The organism is Streptococcus sp. 4886, from assembly GCF_013276485.1.
GTDB lineage: Bacteria > Bacillota > Bacilli > Lactobacillales > Streptococcaceae > Streptococcus.
Genome location: NZ_VMLD01000015.1, coordinates 1 through 15,904, shown reverse-complemented (window position 1 = coordinate 15,904; position 15,904 = coordinate 1). Strand labels below are relative to the sequence as shown.

The 15,904-nt window shown below is 41.7% G+C and carries 12 protein-coding genes and 2 pseudogenes; 11 read left to right on the top strand and 3 right to left on the bottom strand.

The genetic code is table 11. The features are described from left to right. Window positions 1–1,131 precede the first annotated feature (1,131 nt). Window positions 1,132–1,461, top strand: a pseudogene (locus HT679_RS11405) (choline-binding protein A); the annotation flags it as partial. 226 nt (window positions 1,462–1,687) lie between these two features. Here HT679_RS11405 and HT679_RS07685 read toward each other — a convergent pair. Further along, complete coding sequence (locus HT679_RS07685) at window positions 1,688–2,371, bottom strand: DUF4956 domain-containing protein (RefSeq protein ID WP_173213925.1); 684 nt, start codon at window positions 2,369–2,371, stop codon at window positions 1,688–1,690. Then, window positions 2,364–3,140, bottom strand: coding sequence for a polyphosphate polymerase domain-containing protein (locus tag HT679_RS07680; RefSeq protein ID WP_173213923.1), 777 nt, complete (start codon window positions 3,138–3,140; stop codon window positions 2,364–2,366). The genes HT679_RS07685 and HT679_RS07680 overlap by 8 nt, the downstream gene beginning before the upstream one ends. Window positions 3,141–3,369: 229 nt before the next feature. Between HT679_RS07680 and HT679_RS07675 the strand changes: the two genes are divergently transcribed. The 10 genes from HT679_RS07675 (at window position 3,370) to HT679_RS07630 (ending at window position 15,444) form a co-directional block, all read left to right on the top strand. Continuing rightward, complete coding sequence (locus HT679_RS07675; protein WP_173213921.1) at window positions 3,370–4,602, top strand: carbohydrate-binding domain-containing protein; 1,233 nt, start codon at window positions 3,370–3,372, stop codon at window positions 4,600–4,602. A 240-nt stretch (window positions 4,603–4,842) separates the two neighbouring features. After that, window positions 4,843–5,697: a VOC family protein gene (locus HT679_RS07670; RefSeq protein WP_173213919.1), complete on the top strand. Its 855-nt coding sequence runs from the start codon at window positions 4,843–4,845 to the stop codon at window positions 5,695–5,697. Between the two features lie 102 nt (window positions 5,698–5,799). Next, window positions 5,800–6,357 (top strand): sugar O-acetyltransferase, encoded by a 558-nt coding sequence (locus HT679_RS07665; RefSeq protein WP_173213917.1) that lies wholly within the window; start codon window positions 5,800–5,802, stop codon window positions 6,355–6,357. 657 nt (window positions 6,358–7,014) lie between these two features. Beyond that, window positions 7,015–7,779 carry a nucleoside phosphorylase gene (locus tag HT679_RS07660; protein ID WP_173213914.1) on the top strand — a complete coding sequence of 255 codons (765 nt, stop codon included), beginning with the start codon at window positions 7,015–7,017 and terminating at the stop codon, window positions 7,777–7,779. A gap of 33 nt (window positions 7,780–7,812) precedes the next feature. After that, complete coding sequence (locus HT679_RS07655) at window positions 7,813–9,192, top strand: potassium transporter TrkG (RefSeq protein WP_173213912.1); 1,380 nt, start codon at window positions 7,813–7,815, stop codon at window positions 9,190–9,192. Window positions 9,193–9,205: 13 nt separating this feature from the next. Beyond that, the gene (locus HT679_RS07650; RefSeq protein WP_050082205.1) at window positions 9,206–9,871 is read left to right on the top strand and encodes a TrkA family potassium uptake protein; all 666 of its coding nucleotides are present in this window, start codon (window positions 9,206–9,208) and stop codon (window positions 9,869–9,871) included. A gap of 271 nt (window positions 9,872–10,142) precedes the next feature. Next, complete coding sequence (locus HT679_RS07645) at window positions 10,143–11,159, top strand: glycosyltransferase family 2 protein (protein WP_173213910.1); 1,017 nt, start codon at window positions 10,143–10,145, stop codon at window positions 11,157–11,159. Between the two features lie 115 nt (window positions 11,160–11,274). Next, window positions 11,275–13,518 carry a PavB family fibronectin-binding SSURE repeat adhesin gene (locus HT679_RS07640; protein ID WP_173213908.1) on the top strand — a complete coding sequence of 748 codons (2,244 nt, stop codon included), beginning with the start codon at window positions 11,275–11,277 and terminating at the stop codon, window positions 13,516–13,518. A 166-nt stretch (window positions 13,519–13,684) separates the two neighbouring features. Then, window positions 13,685–14,383: a response regulator transcription factor gene (locus HT679_RS07635; protein ID WP_173213906.1), complete on the top strand. Its 699-nt coding sequence runs from the start codon at window positions 13,685–13,687 to the stop codon at window positions 14,381–14,383. Beyond that, on the top strand, window positions 14,380–15,444 hold the full coding sequence (locus HT679_RS07630) for a HAMP domain-containing sensor histidine kinase (RefSeq protein ID WP_173213904.1): 1,065 nt from the start codon (window positions 14,380–14,382) through the stop codon (window positions 15,442–15,444). Before HT679_RS07635 ends, HT679_RS07630 begins: the two co-directional genes overlap by 4 nt. 221 nt (window positions 15,445–15,665) lie before the next feature. Here HT679_RS07630 and HT679_RS07625 read toward each other — a convergent pair. Next, window positions 15,666–15,904 (bottom strand): annotated as a pseudogene (locus HT679_RS07625) (IS30 family transposase); the annotation flags it as partial.

Below are 15,904 nucleotides of genomic sequence, written 5' to 3'. Positions count from 1 at the left end.
CAAAAAGAATTCTTATCTAATTTTGATAAAGCTGCAGAAGCTACAGTTAAAGAATTAAAAGAATATTTAGACAATGCAAAAGAAGATCCAGAATTACAAAACCAAATTCAAGGGTTTATTGATGAATTTAAAAAACGAACTAAAGCTCAGAAAGCTGACTATGAAGAACGCTTCAAAAAAGGTCTAACTGCAGAAGATGCTGAAGAAGAAATAGAAGCAAAAGCTAAAGAAGAGGAAGTAGCAGAGGAACAAGAAGCTAAGGAAGAAGCAGCTGCTCAAAAAGAATTTTTAGCTAATTTTGACAAGGCATTAAAGGATACGATTGCAAAATTAGAAGAAGATGCAAAAAATAATCCTGAAATAGAAGAACAAATTCAAGATACGATTGCAAAATTAAAAGCAGAAGCAGATAAAACAAAAGCTAAAATCGTAGAAGGTTTCAAACAAGGCTTAACTGCAGAAGACGCTGAAAAAGCAATCGATGATGCAAATAAAAAGTCAGCAGAAAAAGAGAAAGCGGCTCAGGAAGAATTTTTAGCAAACTATGATGCAGCATTGAAAGCAGCAATCGCAGAATTAGAAAAAGCTGAAACTAATAGTCCAGAAGAAGCAAAAGCAAAAGCTGATACAATTGCAGCATTAAAAGCAGCATCAGATGAAACAAGAAAACAAATTGTAGAAGGCTTCAAAAAAGGCTTAACTGCAAAACAAGCTGAAAAATTTATCGATGAATTAAATAAGAAAGCTGCAGAAGAAGATAAAGCTAAAGAAAAACCAGCGGAAAAACCGGCGGAGAAACCAGCAGAAAAACCGGCGGAGAAACCAGCAGAAAAACCAGTGGAAAAACCGGCAGAGAAACCAGCGGAAAAACCAGCGGAGAAACCAGCAGAAAAACCGGCGGAGAAACCAGCAGAAAAACCAGCAGAAAAACCAGCGGAAAAACCGGCAGAAAAACCGGCGGAGAAACCAGCAGAAAAACCAGCGGAAAAACCGGCGGAAAAACCAGCTGAAAAACCGGCGGAAAAACCAGCTGAAACTCCAGCACAACCTTCTGTTCCTGCAAGACCATCTAATCCGACATATGTCCCTTCATACTCATCATATGTTCCATCATACAGCTCATATTCTGTAGTAGAACCAGCTAAACCAGCCGCTCCAAAAACAGGTTGGAAACAAGAAAATGGTATGTGGTACTTCTACAATACTGATGGTTCAATGGCGACAGGATGGCTACAAGACAACGGTTCATGGTACTACCTAAATGCTAACGGTTCAATGGCAACAGGTTGGGTGAAAGATGGAGATACCTGGTACTATCTTGAAGCATCAGGTGCTATGAAAGCAAGCCAATGGTTCAAAGTATCAGACAAATGGTACTATGTCAATGGCTCAGGTGCCCTTGCAGTCAACACAACTGTAGAGGGCTATAGAGTCAATGCTAATGGTGAATGGGTAAACTAAACCTAATATAACTAGTTAATATTGACTTCCTGTAAGAACTCTTTAAAGTATTCCCTACAAATACCATATCCTTCCAGTAGACAATATACTCTTGTAGGAAGTTTAGATTAAAAAATAACTCTGTAATCTCTAGCCGGATTTATGGCGCTAGAGACTACGGAGTTTTTTTGATTGGTAAAGAATGGCGGCACTCAAGAGATTCTTAGTTTGCTATTTGATTTGAAAATTACAAATTCTTTCTCTTCTTGGCATTCTTGGTCAGGGAAACCTGGTAAGTATCTTGTTCTTTAGTGAGGTAATTGATGATTTGGAAATCATTAGTTTGAGCCTTGAAATCCACTTCGTAGACAGTGGTGACTTGTTCTCCATCATTGCTGGTATCAATGGAGATGAGGTCTAACTCAGTACAGAATTGTGATAGCCCAGATTGGATAGTTTGGAGTTGATTTTCTTGGTTGGCGATTGTGATAGTTAATAGTCTGCGACGTTGGTGGTTGCTCTTGCTTTGTTGTTTTTCTAAAAGAAGCCATACTGCTAAGATAAAGACGGTGAAGAGAACAGCTAAGGCTAGGTAGCCTGTCCCTGCCGCCAGCCCGATAATCATGGCAAGAAAGATAGCAATTAGTTCCCGTGAGCCACTGGTGGCTGAACGGAAACGAATGAGGCTAAAGGTTCCTGCAACAGCGATAGAGGTTCCTAAGCTGCCATTTACCAGAAAGATGACCAAGGTCATCAAGCAGGGGAGTAGGGTCAAACTAACCGCAAATTCCCGTGTATAGAGGGTACGGTGTTTGTAGGCCCAGGTCAGAGCCAAACCTAAAATCAGGCTGACCAAGAGAGCTAGAAAGAGCTGGATGGGATTGGCAGTAGCAGTTGTGTCGTTGAAAATAGAGTTGAAAAGATTAGACATAAGTAGTACCTACACTTTCTGTGCTTGGTCGTGGGTTATAGTCCAGCCCTTGAGACTTGTGGTAGGCGCAGCTATATTTTGAAAATTTCTGTTCTACCAGTCCATATTGGTCGAGAATATCTTGTAGCCATTGGGGTTTTCTGCCCGGTGCTTTGATTTCCATGATAACAATGTCCTCGCTTAGTAGAGGGAAACCGTCCTTTCCTGAAAATAAACTGATATTATTATTACGATAGGTTAGATTTTGGTCAATGGTGACACGAATTTTATTGTAGGGGAATCCGCTAATTTCTTTCTTTTCCTTGAGAGAAAAACGGTCGTAGTAGATATACATACGAGGGATGATGGCTTTCTGATATTCCTCTTGGAGTTGTTGAATTTTTTCAATCATCATTCGATCCTTGATACTGCTATCCAGCTGTCCCTTGGTCATAAACTGGGTGATAGACTGGGGAGTCGATAAGAGACGATATTTTAGCCCGACACCAGCTCTGTCCTTAGATTTGATTTCTAAAAACACCTGACTATTAGGCTGGACTTGACTGAGATAGGTTCGCATCCGAATCTTTTCTTTGCGCTTAGTATATTGGCTATCATTCTGAATCATATCAAATTGCTCTGTATCAAAGTAGATGTTGGAAATGGTCGAAGTTGGATAATCATCCTCGACGAGATATATTTTTAAGTCCTCTATTAAATTAGCCAAGTCAGCTTTGGTAACGACATATTTGGTTTCAATTCGTTTAAAGCTTGTTTCAATTGGCTTCATAAATCTTGTCTCCTTTATCAAACTATTTCAGTACACTATCTTATTAGCAGATAGGTGTGTCTGGGCAAGTTGAACTTGCTTGTAATTAGTCTATGGAATTTTCCTAAAACTTTTGTTAAAGATAACTTAACTGAAACTGAACTTAAGAAAACTTTCAGAAAAAGTTTAGATTTTTTTCAGACTTACCCTGTAAACTAAGGTCAAGCTAAATGAAGGCGAGGAAAAAAGTATGAAATCAAAAAAATGGACTCTAATCTTAACCAGTTTAACAGCTTTGACCTTGATGACAGCTTGTGGGCAGTCAACGACCAAGTCAAGTACAACTGCAGCGGCAGATACCACTGCTATCACAACTTCAGCTAAAAACAGTCAATCTTCTTATTTTACAGAAAAGGACTACGACACTTCTTATGATGAAAGCACTGCTTCTAAGATTGAATTGTCTGGTTCATCTGCAAACGTCTCTGGAGATGGTGTGACAGTTTCTGGCTCAACGGTGACCATCTCAAAAGCAGGTACTTATGTCATTTCTGGTCAGTCTGACGGAGTGCAAATTAAAATCGCAGCTGATAAGTCTGATGATGTGAAACTTGTCCTAAAAGGCGCGACCATGACCAATACAGATGCGGCTATTTCGGCTACAAGCGCAGGTCATGTCTACCTCACTCTAGCAGAGGGAACCACCAACAGTCTCTCTGACTCAAGCTCTAACAGTGATGAAAAGGCAAATACCGCTCTCTTTTCTAAGGTTGATTTGACCATCAATGGTTCAGGGACTCTTACTGTAGATGGCAAGAAAAGCAATGCTATCAAGGCAAATGATACGCTTCACATCACTGGTGGAACCTTTAACATCACATCAGTAGGAGATGCCTTTAATGTCAATGATGAACTCAACATCACTGGTACGACCATGACGATCGATGCCAAGGAAGATGGTGTTAAAGTTGATAATGATGACGATATGACTGTCGGAAATATGTATTTGGCGAACAATACCATAACAGTCACAGCAGGCGATGACGGCATTCACGCTTCTGGCAACCTAGTGATTGATAGTGGTACTTACACCGTCAAGAATTCCACAGAAGGAATTGAAGGGAAAGCCATTACGATCAATGGTGGAGATATCAATGTCTACTCGACAGATGATGGGGTCAATGCAGCCAATAAAAATGCCCAGCAAAGCGACATTTACTTTACCATGACAGGTGGAAATCTAACTGTAGAAGTTGGTCAAGGGGACACAGATCCAATTGACTCAAACGGGAATATCACGGTCACAGGCGGAACCATTAAATTGATAGGACAATCAGGCTTTGACTTTGATGGAACAGCAACCTACACAGGTGGGGATATCTACATCAACGGCGAAAAACAAACAGATATTGTCAATTCTATGCCTGGAGGCGGAGGTCCGAATGGAGGTCCTGGCGGTCCAGCCCCTGGCGGACGAGGATAAACACAAACGATGCTGGGCAAGAAGTCTTTGAAATCAGAAAAACGCATAGTATCAGGTCAGAGAAACCTTGGTACTATGCGTTTTATTGTGGGGAGATTTACTTCATTTTCTCCTGAAGTCGACTTTTTGCCCAACCTCGTTTGGTCCTGCTATTTGAGTTGTTCTACTTGACTCCAAGTAAAAAAGGAGTATAATGTTGTAATGAATAAAGTTACAATAAAAAGAGCAAAGGAGAAATAGGTGACCTACGCATACAATAGTAAGATTTATTTGGCAGAGGCAGTTTTAAATGTAAAGGATGTGGTGAGTCAGACTGCCTTCTATCATCAGATTCTAGGCTTGGAGATCCTTTCTCAGACAGAATCTGAAAGTATTTTAGGAGCTGGTGGAAAGGCTTTGGTTCATTTACTGAAAACAGACAGGCTAGAGGAGGTGCAAGATCACTATGGTCTCTATCATCTAGCTATCCTTTTACCAAGTCGTGAGGATTTGGCAAATCTGTTTAAGCATATAGCAGAGCTGCAAATTCAGCTAGTCGGTGGGGCGGATCATGGCTACAGTGAAGCAATCTATCTGGAAGATTTAGAAGGGAACGGGATTGAAATTTATCGTGATAAGCCTATAGAGGACTGGGATATTCGTGAGGATGGGCGCATTGTCGGAGTAACCGAAGCCTTATCTGCTCAAGAAATATATGAGATGGGACGTAAAGTAGAACCTTTTGAGATAGTCTCTACTACGCGCATGGGGCATATCCATCTTTCTGTCAAGGATAGTCAAGTAGCAAGCCGGTTTTATCAAAAGGTTTTAGGACTAGAGGATAAATTTAGTCTACCTAGCGCTAGTTGGATTGCGTCTGGGGATTATCATCATCATTTAGCGGTCAACGAGTGGGGAAGAAAAAGGCTAGCCAGACGTGAACAAGGTTTACCCGGCTTGGCCTACTATGTCATTGAAGTCGCAAGCAAAGAAGAATTTCTAGCAATTGCCGAAAGAGGACAGGAAGTTGAAGCGTCTATCAAGTGGCTGACATCAACTCAGTTGGAAGTGACAGACCCAGACGGAATCGTGACGCGTATCCGCTTAGCTAGATAGGATGTGATAAAGACCAGAGCATAGATTGTATAAAATGCTCCTTATCCTAGTCAGATATGTAGAAAATTTGATATGATAGTAGGGAATAAGGAGAAGAACACAATGACTAGTGAATACCAGAAAATGATTGCAGGAGAGGTTTACCGTCCATCGGACCCAGAATTGCGGGCCTTGGCTCAGGCTTCTCGCCAAAAGCAGGCTGCTTTTAATAAGGAAGAAGATCCCTTGAAGGGAGCTGAAATCATTAAGGCTTGGTTTGGCTCAACTGGGCAAAATCTTTATATCAATACTCGCTTGATGGTGGACTACGGTGTCAATATCCATCTAGGGGAAAATTTTTATTCTAACTGGAACTTGACCATGCTGGATGTCTGCCCTATTCGTATCGGGGACAATGCCATGATTGGTCCCAACTGTCAGTTCCTGACTCCACTTCATCCGCTGGATCCACATGAGCGTAATTCAGGTATTGAGTACGGTAAGCCTATCACAATCGGAGACAATTTCTGGGCTGGTGGTGGCGTCATTGTCCTGCCTGGAGTCACACTTGGAAATAATGTCGTCGCAGGAGCAGGGGCAGTGATTACCAAGTCCTTTGGGGACAATGTTGTATTAGCTGGCAACCCTGCGCGCGTGATTAAGGAGATATCTGTGGAATAGAAGTAAAAAGGAACAGCGGGTGTTGTTTTTTTCTATCATTCTCTTGTTCTTCAATAATGGAGAAAAAGGGAGTGGAGATAAAAACTTCTTCTACATTTTTACCCGGTTCACATTCACCTACTCTATATCTTAGCAAGTCTGCTTCATTAAGCAATTGCAAAGCATCTTGTAATTGGGATGCTTTTTGATACAAGAAGTATTAGTGTAGGAGAGAGTTTTTGTGGATGACTAGATGATATCAATGATTTTTCTATTTATTTTCAGTCAAAGATGATACAATAGTAAGGTCGCAAACACTAGACTGCGCAGGCAGGAGGTGATCTTATGTGCGTTTTCATCGAACTTGTCTTGCTACCTATTCTTGCTGGTACACTAGCGAATGTCTTATCGGAGTGGCTTATCCGATTTGTAGCAAGCAAATGCGACAAGAAAAAGAAATAGCCTGAGCGCCTTGAGCAAGCGCAAAAAAACACCACTGGCGGCAACCGGTGGTGTTTTCTTATATGCTTATTTCATCGAACTTTTAAGCAAGTCCATTGTACCATTAAAAAGAGTCTCTGTCAAAAATATTGTTATTGTATTGTTTTTATTCTCAGCCTCCTCCTTGACATTCGGTCAGCTTTTGATACAATAGTACAAAATTAGAGGAGGTAGACTATGATTCAGAAGCATGCGATTCCTATTTTAGAGTTTGATGACAATCCTCAGGCGGTTATCATGCCCAATCACGAGAGATTGGATTTGCAGTTGCCCAAGAAGTGTGTTTATGCTTTTTTAGGTGAGGAGATTGACCGCTATGCGAGGGAAGTAGGGGCGGACAGTGTTGGTGAGTTCGTTTCTGCCACCAAGACCTATCCAGTCTACGTCATCAACTACAAAGGCGAGGAGATTTGTCTGGCTCAGGCTCCTGTCGGTTCAGCTCCAGCAGCCCAGTTTATGGATTGGTTGATTGGCTATGGTGTGGAGCAGATTATTTCCACAGGTACCTGTGGTGTGCTAGCCGATATAGAGGAAAATGCCTTTCTAGTCCCTGTTCGCGCTCTGCGAGATGAAGGAGCCAGTTACCACTATGTGGCACCTTCTCGTTATATGGAAATGCAGCCAGAGGCTATTGCTGCCATTGAGCGAGTTTTGGAAGTCAGAGGGATTCCCTATGAAGAAGTTATGACCTGGACGACAGATGGTTTTTACCGAGAAACGGCTGAAAAGGTGGCTTATCGTAAGGAAGAAAGCTGTGCTGTTGTGGAGATGGAGTGTGCTGCGCTTGCGGCAGTAGCTCAATTGCGTGGGGTTCTCTGGGGTGAATTGTTGTTCACAGCAGATTCCCTAGCTGACTTGGACCAGTACGATAGTCGTGACTGGGGCTCGGAAGCTTTTGATAAGGCCTTGGAACTCTGCCTTGAGATATCCTTTCAGATATAGCTACTCTCCTACTTTTTATGGTACAATGGATGTATGTTATTTAAATTATCTAAGGAAAAAATAAAGCTAGGCTTATCTCGTTTGTCGCCTGCTCGTCGTATTTTTTTGAGTTTCGCCTTGGTTATTTTACTAGGCTCTCTTCTTTTGAGCTTGCCTTTTGTGCAAGTGCCTAGCTCTCGAGCGACTTATTTTGACCATCTCTTTACAACTGTATCCATGGTCTGTGTGACAGGTCTTTTTACCCAGCCTGTCGCTGATACCTACAATATTTGGGGTCAGCTCATTTGTATGTTCTTGATTCAGATTGGTGGTCTGGGGCTCATGACCTTTATTGGGGTTTTCTATATCCAGAGCAAGCAAAAGCTTAGTCTTCGTAGCCGTACAACTATTCAGGATAGTTTTAGTTATGGAGAGACTCGATCTTTGAGAAAGTTTGTCTATTCTATTTTTCTCACGACTTTTTTGGTTGAGGGTTTGGGAGCTCTATTCCTCAGTTTTCGTTTTGTTCCTCAACTTGGCTGGGGGCGCGGTCTCTTTAGTGCTATTTTTCTAGCTATATCCGCCTTCTGTAATGCCGGTTTTGATAATTTTGGAAGTACGAGCTTGATTGCTTTTCAGACTGATCCCTTGGTCAATCTGGTCATCGCAGGCTTGATTATCACAGGTGGTCTTGGATTTATGGTCTGGTTTGACCTTGCTACGCATATAGGGAAAAAGAAAAAAGGGCGCCTGCATTTTCACACCAAACTGGTTTTATTACTGACGGTGGGGCTACTAGCTTTTGGGACGGTGAGCAGTCTCGTTCTTGAATGGAACAATGCAGGGACGATTGGCAATCTCCCTGTTGCAGATAAGGTCTTGGTCAGCTTTTTCCAAACTGTCAGCATGAGAACGGCTGGTTTTGGGACAATTGATTACAGCATGGCTCGTCCTGTTACCTTATTGATTTATATCTTGCAGATGTTTCTAGGTGGGGCTCCAGGAGGAACAGCTGGGGGGCTCAAGATTACCACATTTTTTGTCCTCTTGGTCTTTGCACGAAGTGAGCTTCTAGGCTTACCTCATGCCAATATCGCTCGACGGACGATTGCGCCGCGAACGGTTCAAAAATCCTTTAGTGTCTTTATTATCTTTTTGATGACCTTCTTGCTGGGCTTGATTTTACTAGGGATGACAGCCAAGGGAAATCCTCCCTTTATCCACCTCATATTTGAAACCATTTCTGCTCTTGGGACAGTCGGAGTGACGGCAAATTTAACTCCAGATTTAGGGAAATTAGCTCTAAGTGTGATTATGGTTCTCATGTTTATCGGACGAATTGGTCCCTTGACTCTGCTGGTCAGCCTAGCAGATTACCATCCAGAAAAGAAAGATATGATTCACTATATGAAAGCAGATATTAGTATTGGTTAAGAAAGGAAAGAGCATGTCAGATCGTACGATTGGAATTTTAGGCTTGGGAATTTTTGGAAGTAGTGTCCTAGCTGCCCTAGCCAAGCAGGATATGAATATTATCGCTATTGATGACCACGCAGAGCGCATCAATCAGTTTGAGCCAGTTTTGGCGCGTGGAGTGATTGGTGACATCACAGATGAAGAATTATTGAGATCAGCAGGGATTGATACCTGCGATACCGTTGTAGTCGCGACAGGTGAAAATCTGGAGTCGAGTGTGCTTGCGGTTATGCACTGTAAGAGTTTGGGGGTACCGACTGTTATTGCTAAGGTCAAAAGTCAGACTGCTAAGAAAGTGCTGGAAAAGATTGGAGCTGACTCGGTTATCTCGCCAGAGTATGAAATGGGGCAGTCCCTAGCACAGACCATTCTTTTCCATAATAGTGTTGATGTCTTTCAGTTGGATAAAAATGTCTCTATTGTGGAGATGAAAATTCCTCAGTCTTGGGCAGGTCAAAGTCTGAGTAAATTAGACCTTCGTGGCAAATACAATCTGAATATTTTGGGCTTCCGAGAGCAGGAAAATTCCCCATTGGATGTTGAATTTGGACCAGATGACCTTTTGAAGGCAGATACCTATATTTTGGCGGTCATCAACAACCAGTATTTGGATACCCTAGCAGCATTGAATTCGTAAAAGAGGAAGCTCTCCTCTTTTTTGATGCCCAAGATAGCAAAGAGAGACAGAAGCCTTGTATTCTAGTAAAAGTTCTTCAAAGGCTGAACTTTATGGTAAAATAGAAAGAAGTGACAAGAGAGAGTAATACTCAATGAAAATCAAAGATCAAACTAGGAAACTAGCCGCAGGTTGCTCAAAACAGTGTTTTGAGGTTGCAGATAGGGTTGACGCGGTTTGAAGAGATTTTCGAAGAGTATAAGAAAAAATCAGTCCCCTAAAGGAGCAGATTATGAAGTTATTGTCTATCGCCATTCCTAGCTATAATGCAGCAGTCTATCTTCATTACTGTGTGGAGTCGTTAGTGATTGGTGGTGAGCAAGTTGAGATTTTGATTATCAATGACGGGTCTCAGGACCAGACTCAGGAAATCGCTGAGCGTTTAGCTAGCAAGTATCCTAACCTCGTTAGAGCCATCTATCAGGAAAATAAAGGCCATGGAGGTGCTGTCAATCGCGGCTTGGCGGAGGCTTCTGGGCGCTATTTTAAAGTAGTTGATAGTGATGACTGGGTGGATCCTCGTGCTTATTTGAAAATTCTTGAAACCTTGCAGGAACTTGAGAGCAAGGGTCAAGAGGTTGACGCCTTTGTGACTAATTTTGTCTATGAAAAGGAAGGTCAGTCTCGTAAGAAGAGTATGAGTTACGAGTCAGTCTTGCCTGTCCAGCAGATTTTTGGCTGGGATCAGGTCGGAAATTTCTCAAAAGGCCAGTATATCATGATGCACTCGCTGATTTACCGGACAGATTTGTTGCGAGCGAGCCAGTTCCAATTGCCTGAGCATACTTTTTATGTCGATAATCTTTTTGTCTTTACACCCCTTCAGCAGGTCAAAACCATGTACTATCTACCTGTCGATTTCTATCGTTATTTGATTGGGCGTGAGGACCAGTCTGTCAATGAGCAAGTGATGATTAAGCGCATTGATCAGCAACTGAAAGTCAATCGACTCTTGGTAGACCAGCTTGATTTATCCCAAGTGAGTCACCCCAAAATGCGAGAATATTTGCTGAATCATATTGAGATTACGACGGTGATTTCCAGTGCCCTGCTCAACCGAGCAGGCACAGCAGAGCATCTTGCCAAAAAACGGGAGCTGTGGACCTATATTCAGCAGGAAAATCCAGAGGTTTTTCAGGCTATCCGCAAGACCATGCTCAGCCGTTTGACCAAACATTCTGTCTTGCCAGCTCGCAAACTGTCCAATGTTGTCTATCAAATCACCAAATCTGTTTATGGATTTAATTGATATAAGTATTTTATAAGAGGGATTTAAGAAAAATTTTAACTTTTTCTTAGTCCTTTTTAATTTTAGGAGATTATACTAGAGTCATCAAATAAAGAAAAACTCTAAGGAGAATCCTATGAAATTCAATCCAAATCAAAGATATACTCGTTGGTCTATTCGCCGTCTTAGTGTCGGTGTTGCCTCAGTTGTTGTAGCCAGTGGCTTTTTTGTCCTAGTTGGTCAGCCAAGTTCTGTACGTGCCGATGGGCTCAATCCAACCCCTGCTCAAGTCTTACCTGAAGGGGAATCGGTAACGAAAGAGGGTGACTTAGCAGAAACTCAGGGAGACACCGTTCTTGCTGAAGCGAAACCTGAGGCCGTTGCTGGAAATACGAATTCACTTCCGACAACTACAGAAGGAACTGAAGTGAGCGAGGAAACAAGCCCTTCTCGTCTGGATACACTTTTTGAAAAAGGTGAAGAAGCTCAAGAAAATCCAGAGCTAACAGATGTCTTAAAAGACGCTGTAGATACAGATGATGTGGCAGGGACACAAGCAACTCCAGAAGATATTGAAAAAGCTGTCGATAAGGATGTTAAAGACAGTATTGATGTCCCAGCGGGCTACCTAGAACAAGCCAAAGTTCCCGGTCCTTTCTTGGCTGGTGTAAACAAACCACTTAAATATGAACTTTTCGCAGGCGATGGTATGTTGACTCGTCTCTTGCTCAAAGCATCTGACAAGGCTCCATGGTCAGATAACGGTGTCGCTCAAAACGAGAAAATTCCACCAGTGAAAAATTTACCTGATGACAAGTATTACTATCAAGTATCTTTGAATGGTAACACCACAGGTAAGCAGGGTCAGGATTTATTAGATACACTTCGTACTAATGGTACAAATACCTATGTAGCTACCCTAACTGTCTATGAAGCAGCCGGAGATAAACCTGATTTGACTAAGGTTGTCAAGGAACGTAAAGTAAATATTACCTTGAACGGTCTTGTAACAAGAAGCGATGTTAACTCTGCAGTTGAAAACAACGTTAAAGACAGTATTGATGTTCCTGCTGCTTATCTTGAAAAAGCTGAAGGAAAAGGTCCTTTCACAGCCGGTGTAAACCAAGTAATTCCTTATGAACTATTCGCTGGTGATGGTATGTTGACTCGTCTCTTGCTCAAAGCTTCTGATAAGGCTCCTTGGTCTGATAATGGTGTAGCTAAAAATCCTGCTTTATCTCCATTAGGAGAAAACGTGAAAACCAAAGGTCAATACTTCTATGAAGTAGACTTAAATGGCAATACTGTTGGTAAACAAGGTCAAGCTTTAATTGATCAGCTTCGTGCTAATGGTACTCAAACTTATAAAGCTACTGTTAAAGTTTACGGAAATAAAGACGGTAAAGCTGACTTGACTAATCTAGTTGCTACTAAAAATGTAGACATCAACATCAATGGATTAGTTGCTAAAGAAACTGTCGAAAAAGCTGTTAAAGATAACATTAAAGACAGTATCGATGTTCCTGCTGCTTATCTTGAAAAAGCTGAAGGAAAAGGTCCATTCACAGCCGGTGTAAACCAAGTAATTCCTTATGAACTATTCGCTGGTGATGGTATGTTGACTCGTCTATTACTAAAAGCTTCTGACAAGGCTCCATGGTCTGATAATGGTGTAGCTAAAAATCCTGCTTTATCTCCATTAGGAGAAAATGTGAAAACAAAAGGTCAATATTTCTATGAAGTAGACTTAAATGGCAATACTGTTGGTAAACAAGGTCAAGCTTTAATCGATCAGCTTCGTGCTAATGGTACTCAGACTTACAATGCTACTGTTAAAGTTTACGGTAACAAAGATGGTAAAGCTGACTTGACAAATGTCGTAGCAACTAAACAAGTTACTATTAAGATAAATGTTAAAGAAACATCAGACACAGCGAATGGTTCTTTCTCACCTTCTAACTCTGGCTCTGGCGTGACTCCGATGAATCACAGTCATGCTACAGGTGCGACTCATCAAACAGCTACTGACCATAAGGACATGATGGCACCAGCCAAAGAGACTGATAAAGCAATGCCAGCAAATGACCAAATGGAAAAATCAGGTATGAAGACTGAGACTCCAGCTCCAGGTACTACAGATAGCATGCCTGCTGACACTATGACAAGCTCTACCAATACGATGGCAGGTGAAAACATGGCTGCTTCTGCTAACAAGATGTCTGATACGATGATGTCAGACAAGATGATGTCAGATGATAAAGCTATGCTACCAAATACTGGTGAAGCTCAAACATCAATGGCAAGTATTGGTTTCCTTGGGCTTGCACTTGCAGGTTTACTCGGTGGTCTAGGTTTGAAAAACAAAAAAGAAGAAAACTAATCAGCTAAGGAAATAAATGATGGATAGTGGGCTGACTAAGGCTAGTTTACCAACTCAATCAGCAATCAGGACTTTCTTTCAATAGCAGATTAAAATCATCGTAAAACAATAGAAATAGTGTTATACTTAAAGCAGTATAGCACTGTTTTTATCAAAGGAGAGACAGATGGGAAAGACAATTTTACTCGTTGACGACGAGGTAGAAATCACCGATATTCATCAGAGATACTTAATTCAGGCAGGTTATCAGGTCTTGGTAGCCCATGATGGACTGGAAGCGCTAGAGCTGTTCAAGAAAAAACCGATTGATTTGATTATCACAGATGTCATGATGCCTCGGATGGATGGTTATGATTTAATCAGTGAAGTTCAATACTTATCACCAGAGCAGCCTTTCCTATTTATTACTGCTAAGACCAGTGAACAGGACAAGATTTACGGTCTGAGCTTGGGAGCAGATGATTTTATTGCTAAGCCCTTTAGCCCTCGTGAGCTGGTTTTGCGGGTCCATAATATTTTGCGCCGCCTTCATCGTGGGGGCGAAACAGAGCTGATTTCCCTTGGTAATCTGAAAATGAATCATAGTAGTCATGAAGTTCAAATAGAAGAAGAAATGCTGGATTTGACTGTTAAATCATTTGAATTGCTGTGGATTTTAGCTAGCAATCCAGAGCGAGTTTTCTCCAAGACAGACCTCTATGAAAAGGTCTGGCAAGAAGACTATGTGGATGATACCAATACCTTGAATGTGCATATCCATGCTCTTCGACAGGAGTTGGCAAAATATAGTAGTGACCAAACGCCCACTATTAAGACCGTTTGGGGGTTGGGATATAAGATAGAGAAACCGAGAGGACAAACATGAAACTAAAAAGTTATATTTTGGTTGGATATATTATTTCAACCCTCTTAACCATTTTGGTTGTTTTTTGGGCTGTTCAAAAAATGCTGATTGAGAAAAGCGAGATTTACTTTTTGCTTGGGATGACCATCGTTGCCAGCCTTGTCGGTGCTGGGATTAGTCTCTTTCTCCTATCACCGGTCTTTACGTCGTTGGGCAAACTCAAGGAACATGCCAAGCGGGTAGCGGACAAGGATTTTCCTTCAAATCTGGAGGTTCAAGGCCCTTTAGAATTTCAACAATTAGGGCAAGCTTTTAATGAAATGTCCCATGATTTGCAGGCAAGCTTTGATTCCTTGGAAGAAAGCGAACGAGAAAAGGGCTTGATGATTGCTCAACTTTCGCATGATATTAAGGCTCCCATCACTTCAATCCAAGCGACGGTAGAAGGGATTTTGGATGGGGTTATCAAGGAAGGAGAACAGGACCATTATCTAGCAACTATTGGGCGCCAGACGGAAAGACTCAATAAACTGGTTGAAGAGTTGAATTTTTTGACTCTAAATACAGCTAGAAATCAGGTAGAAACTACCAGCAAGGACAGTATTTTTCTGGACCAGCTCTTGATTGAGTGCATGAGTGAATTTCAGTTCTTGATTGAGCAAGAAAGAAGAGATGTCCACTTGCAGGTAATCCCAGAGTCTGCCCGGATTGAGGGAGATTATGCTAAGCTTTCTCGTATCTTGGTGAATCTGGTCAATAACGCTTTTAAATACTCTGCTCCAGGAACCAAGCTGGAAGTGGTGGCTAAGCTGGAGAAGAACCAGCTTTCAATCAGTGTGACGGATGAGGGACAGGGCATTGCCCCAGAGGATTTGGAGAATATTTTCAAACGCCTTTATCGTGTAGAGACTTCGCGTAATATGAAAACAGGTGGTCATGGCTTAGGTCTTGCGATTGCGCGTGAATTGGCCCATCAATTGGGTGGAGAAATCACAGTTACTAGCCAGTACGGCCTCGGAAGCACCTTTACCCTCCTTCTTAACCTCTCTGGGGTAAATTCCCAAACTAAGTTCCACCGCTAGTAGAAGTGGAAGTTAATCTGATAAAAATTGTAAAAACCAGTGGAAATCCATGTCAGGGTAAGTTCCACTGGTTTTACTAATGCTTGATTTTATTGCTTTTGTAGCCAAAATGAATCGAAAAAAAGAGCGCACAAAATCCTCTTATCTGAAAGCGTTTCAGATTAAGTTCCGCTATGGTGGAAGTTAGTGTGAGACGTTTGAATAGGGTTTTAGGTTAGTTTTTAGAACTTATGTTGGAGTAATTTAGAAGACTGACAGACGTCTTCTGCAGGTATTTTAGAAATGCCGAGAAGCTTAGGAATTTCTTCTCCATAAGTAAAGGCAAAGAGTTCATAAGCTGACTTTCCATTCAAAGCAGCACGTTTGACGCTGTTGACATGAGAGCAGACGAGATTGATGTCCTCTTGAGTTAAATTGTCAAAAGAAGTTCCTTTAGGTAGAATGTCGCGAATCAGCGTGT

Coding starts and splice junctions, on each gene's coding strand:
- HT679_RS07630 (WP_173213904.1), top strand. CDS start 14,380: ATGAAACTAAAAAGTTATATTTTGGTTGGATATATTATTTCAACCCTC.
- HT679_RS07640 (WP_173213908.1), top strand. CDS start 11,275: ATGAAATTCAATCCAAATCAAAGATATACTCGTTGGTCTATTCGCCGT.
- HT679_RS07660 (WP_173213914.1), top strand. CDS start 7,015: ATGATTCAGAAGCATGCGATTCCTATTTTAGAGTTTGATGACAATCCT.
- HT679_RS07655 (WP_173213912.1), top strand. CDS start 7,813: ATGTTATTTAAATTATCTAAGGAAAAAATAAAGCTAGGCTTATCTCGT.
- HT679_RS07645 (WP_173213910.1), top strand. CDS start 10,143: ATGAAGTTATTGTCTATCGCCATTCCTAGCTATAATGCAGCAGTCTAT.
- HT679_RS07650 (WP_050082205.1), top strand. CDS start 9,206: ATGTCAGATCGTACGATTGGAATTTTAGGCTTGGGAATTTTTGGAAGT.
- HT679_RS07685 (WP_173213925.1), bottom strand. CDS start 2,371: ATGTCTAATCTTTTCAACTCTATTTTCAACGACACAACTGCTACTGCC.
- HT679_RS07665 (WP_173213917.1), top strand. CDS start 5,800: ATGACTAGTGAATACCAGAAAATGATTGCAGGAGAGGTTTACCGTCCA.
- HT679_RS07680 (WP_173213923.1), bottom strand. CDS start 3,140: ATGAAGCCAATTGAAACAAGCTTTAAACGAATTGAAACCAAATATGTC.
- HT679_RS07675 (WP_173213921.1), top strand. CDS start 3,370: ATGAAATCAAAAAAATGGACTCTAATCTTAACCAGTTTAACAGCTTTG.
- HT679_RS07635 (WP_173213906.1), top strand. CDS start 13,685: ATGGGAAAGACAATTTTACTCGTTGACGACGAGGTAGAAATCACCGAT.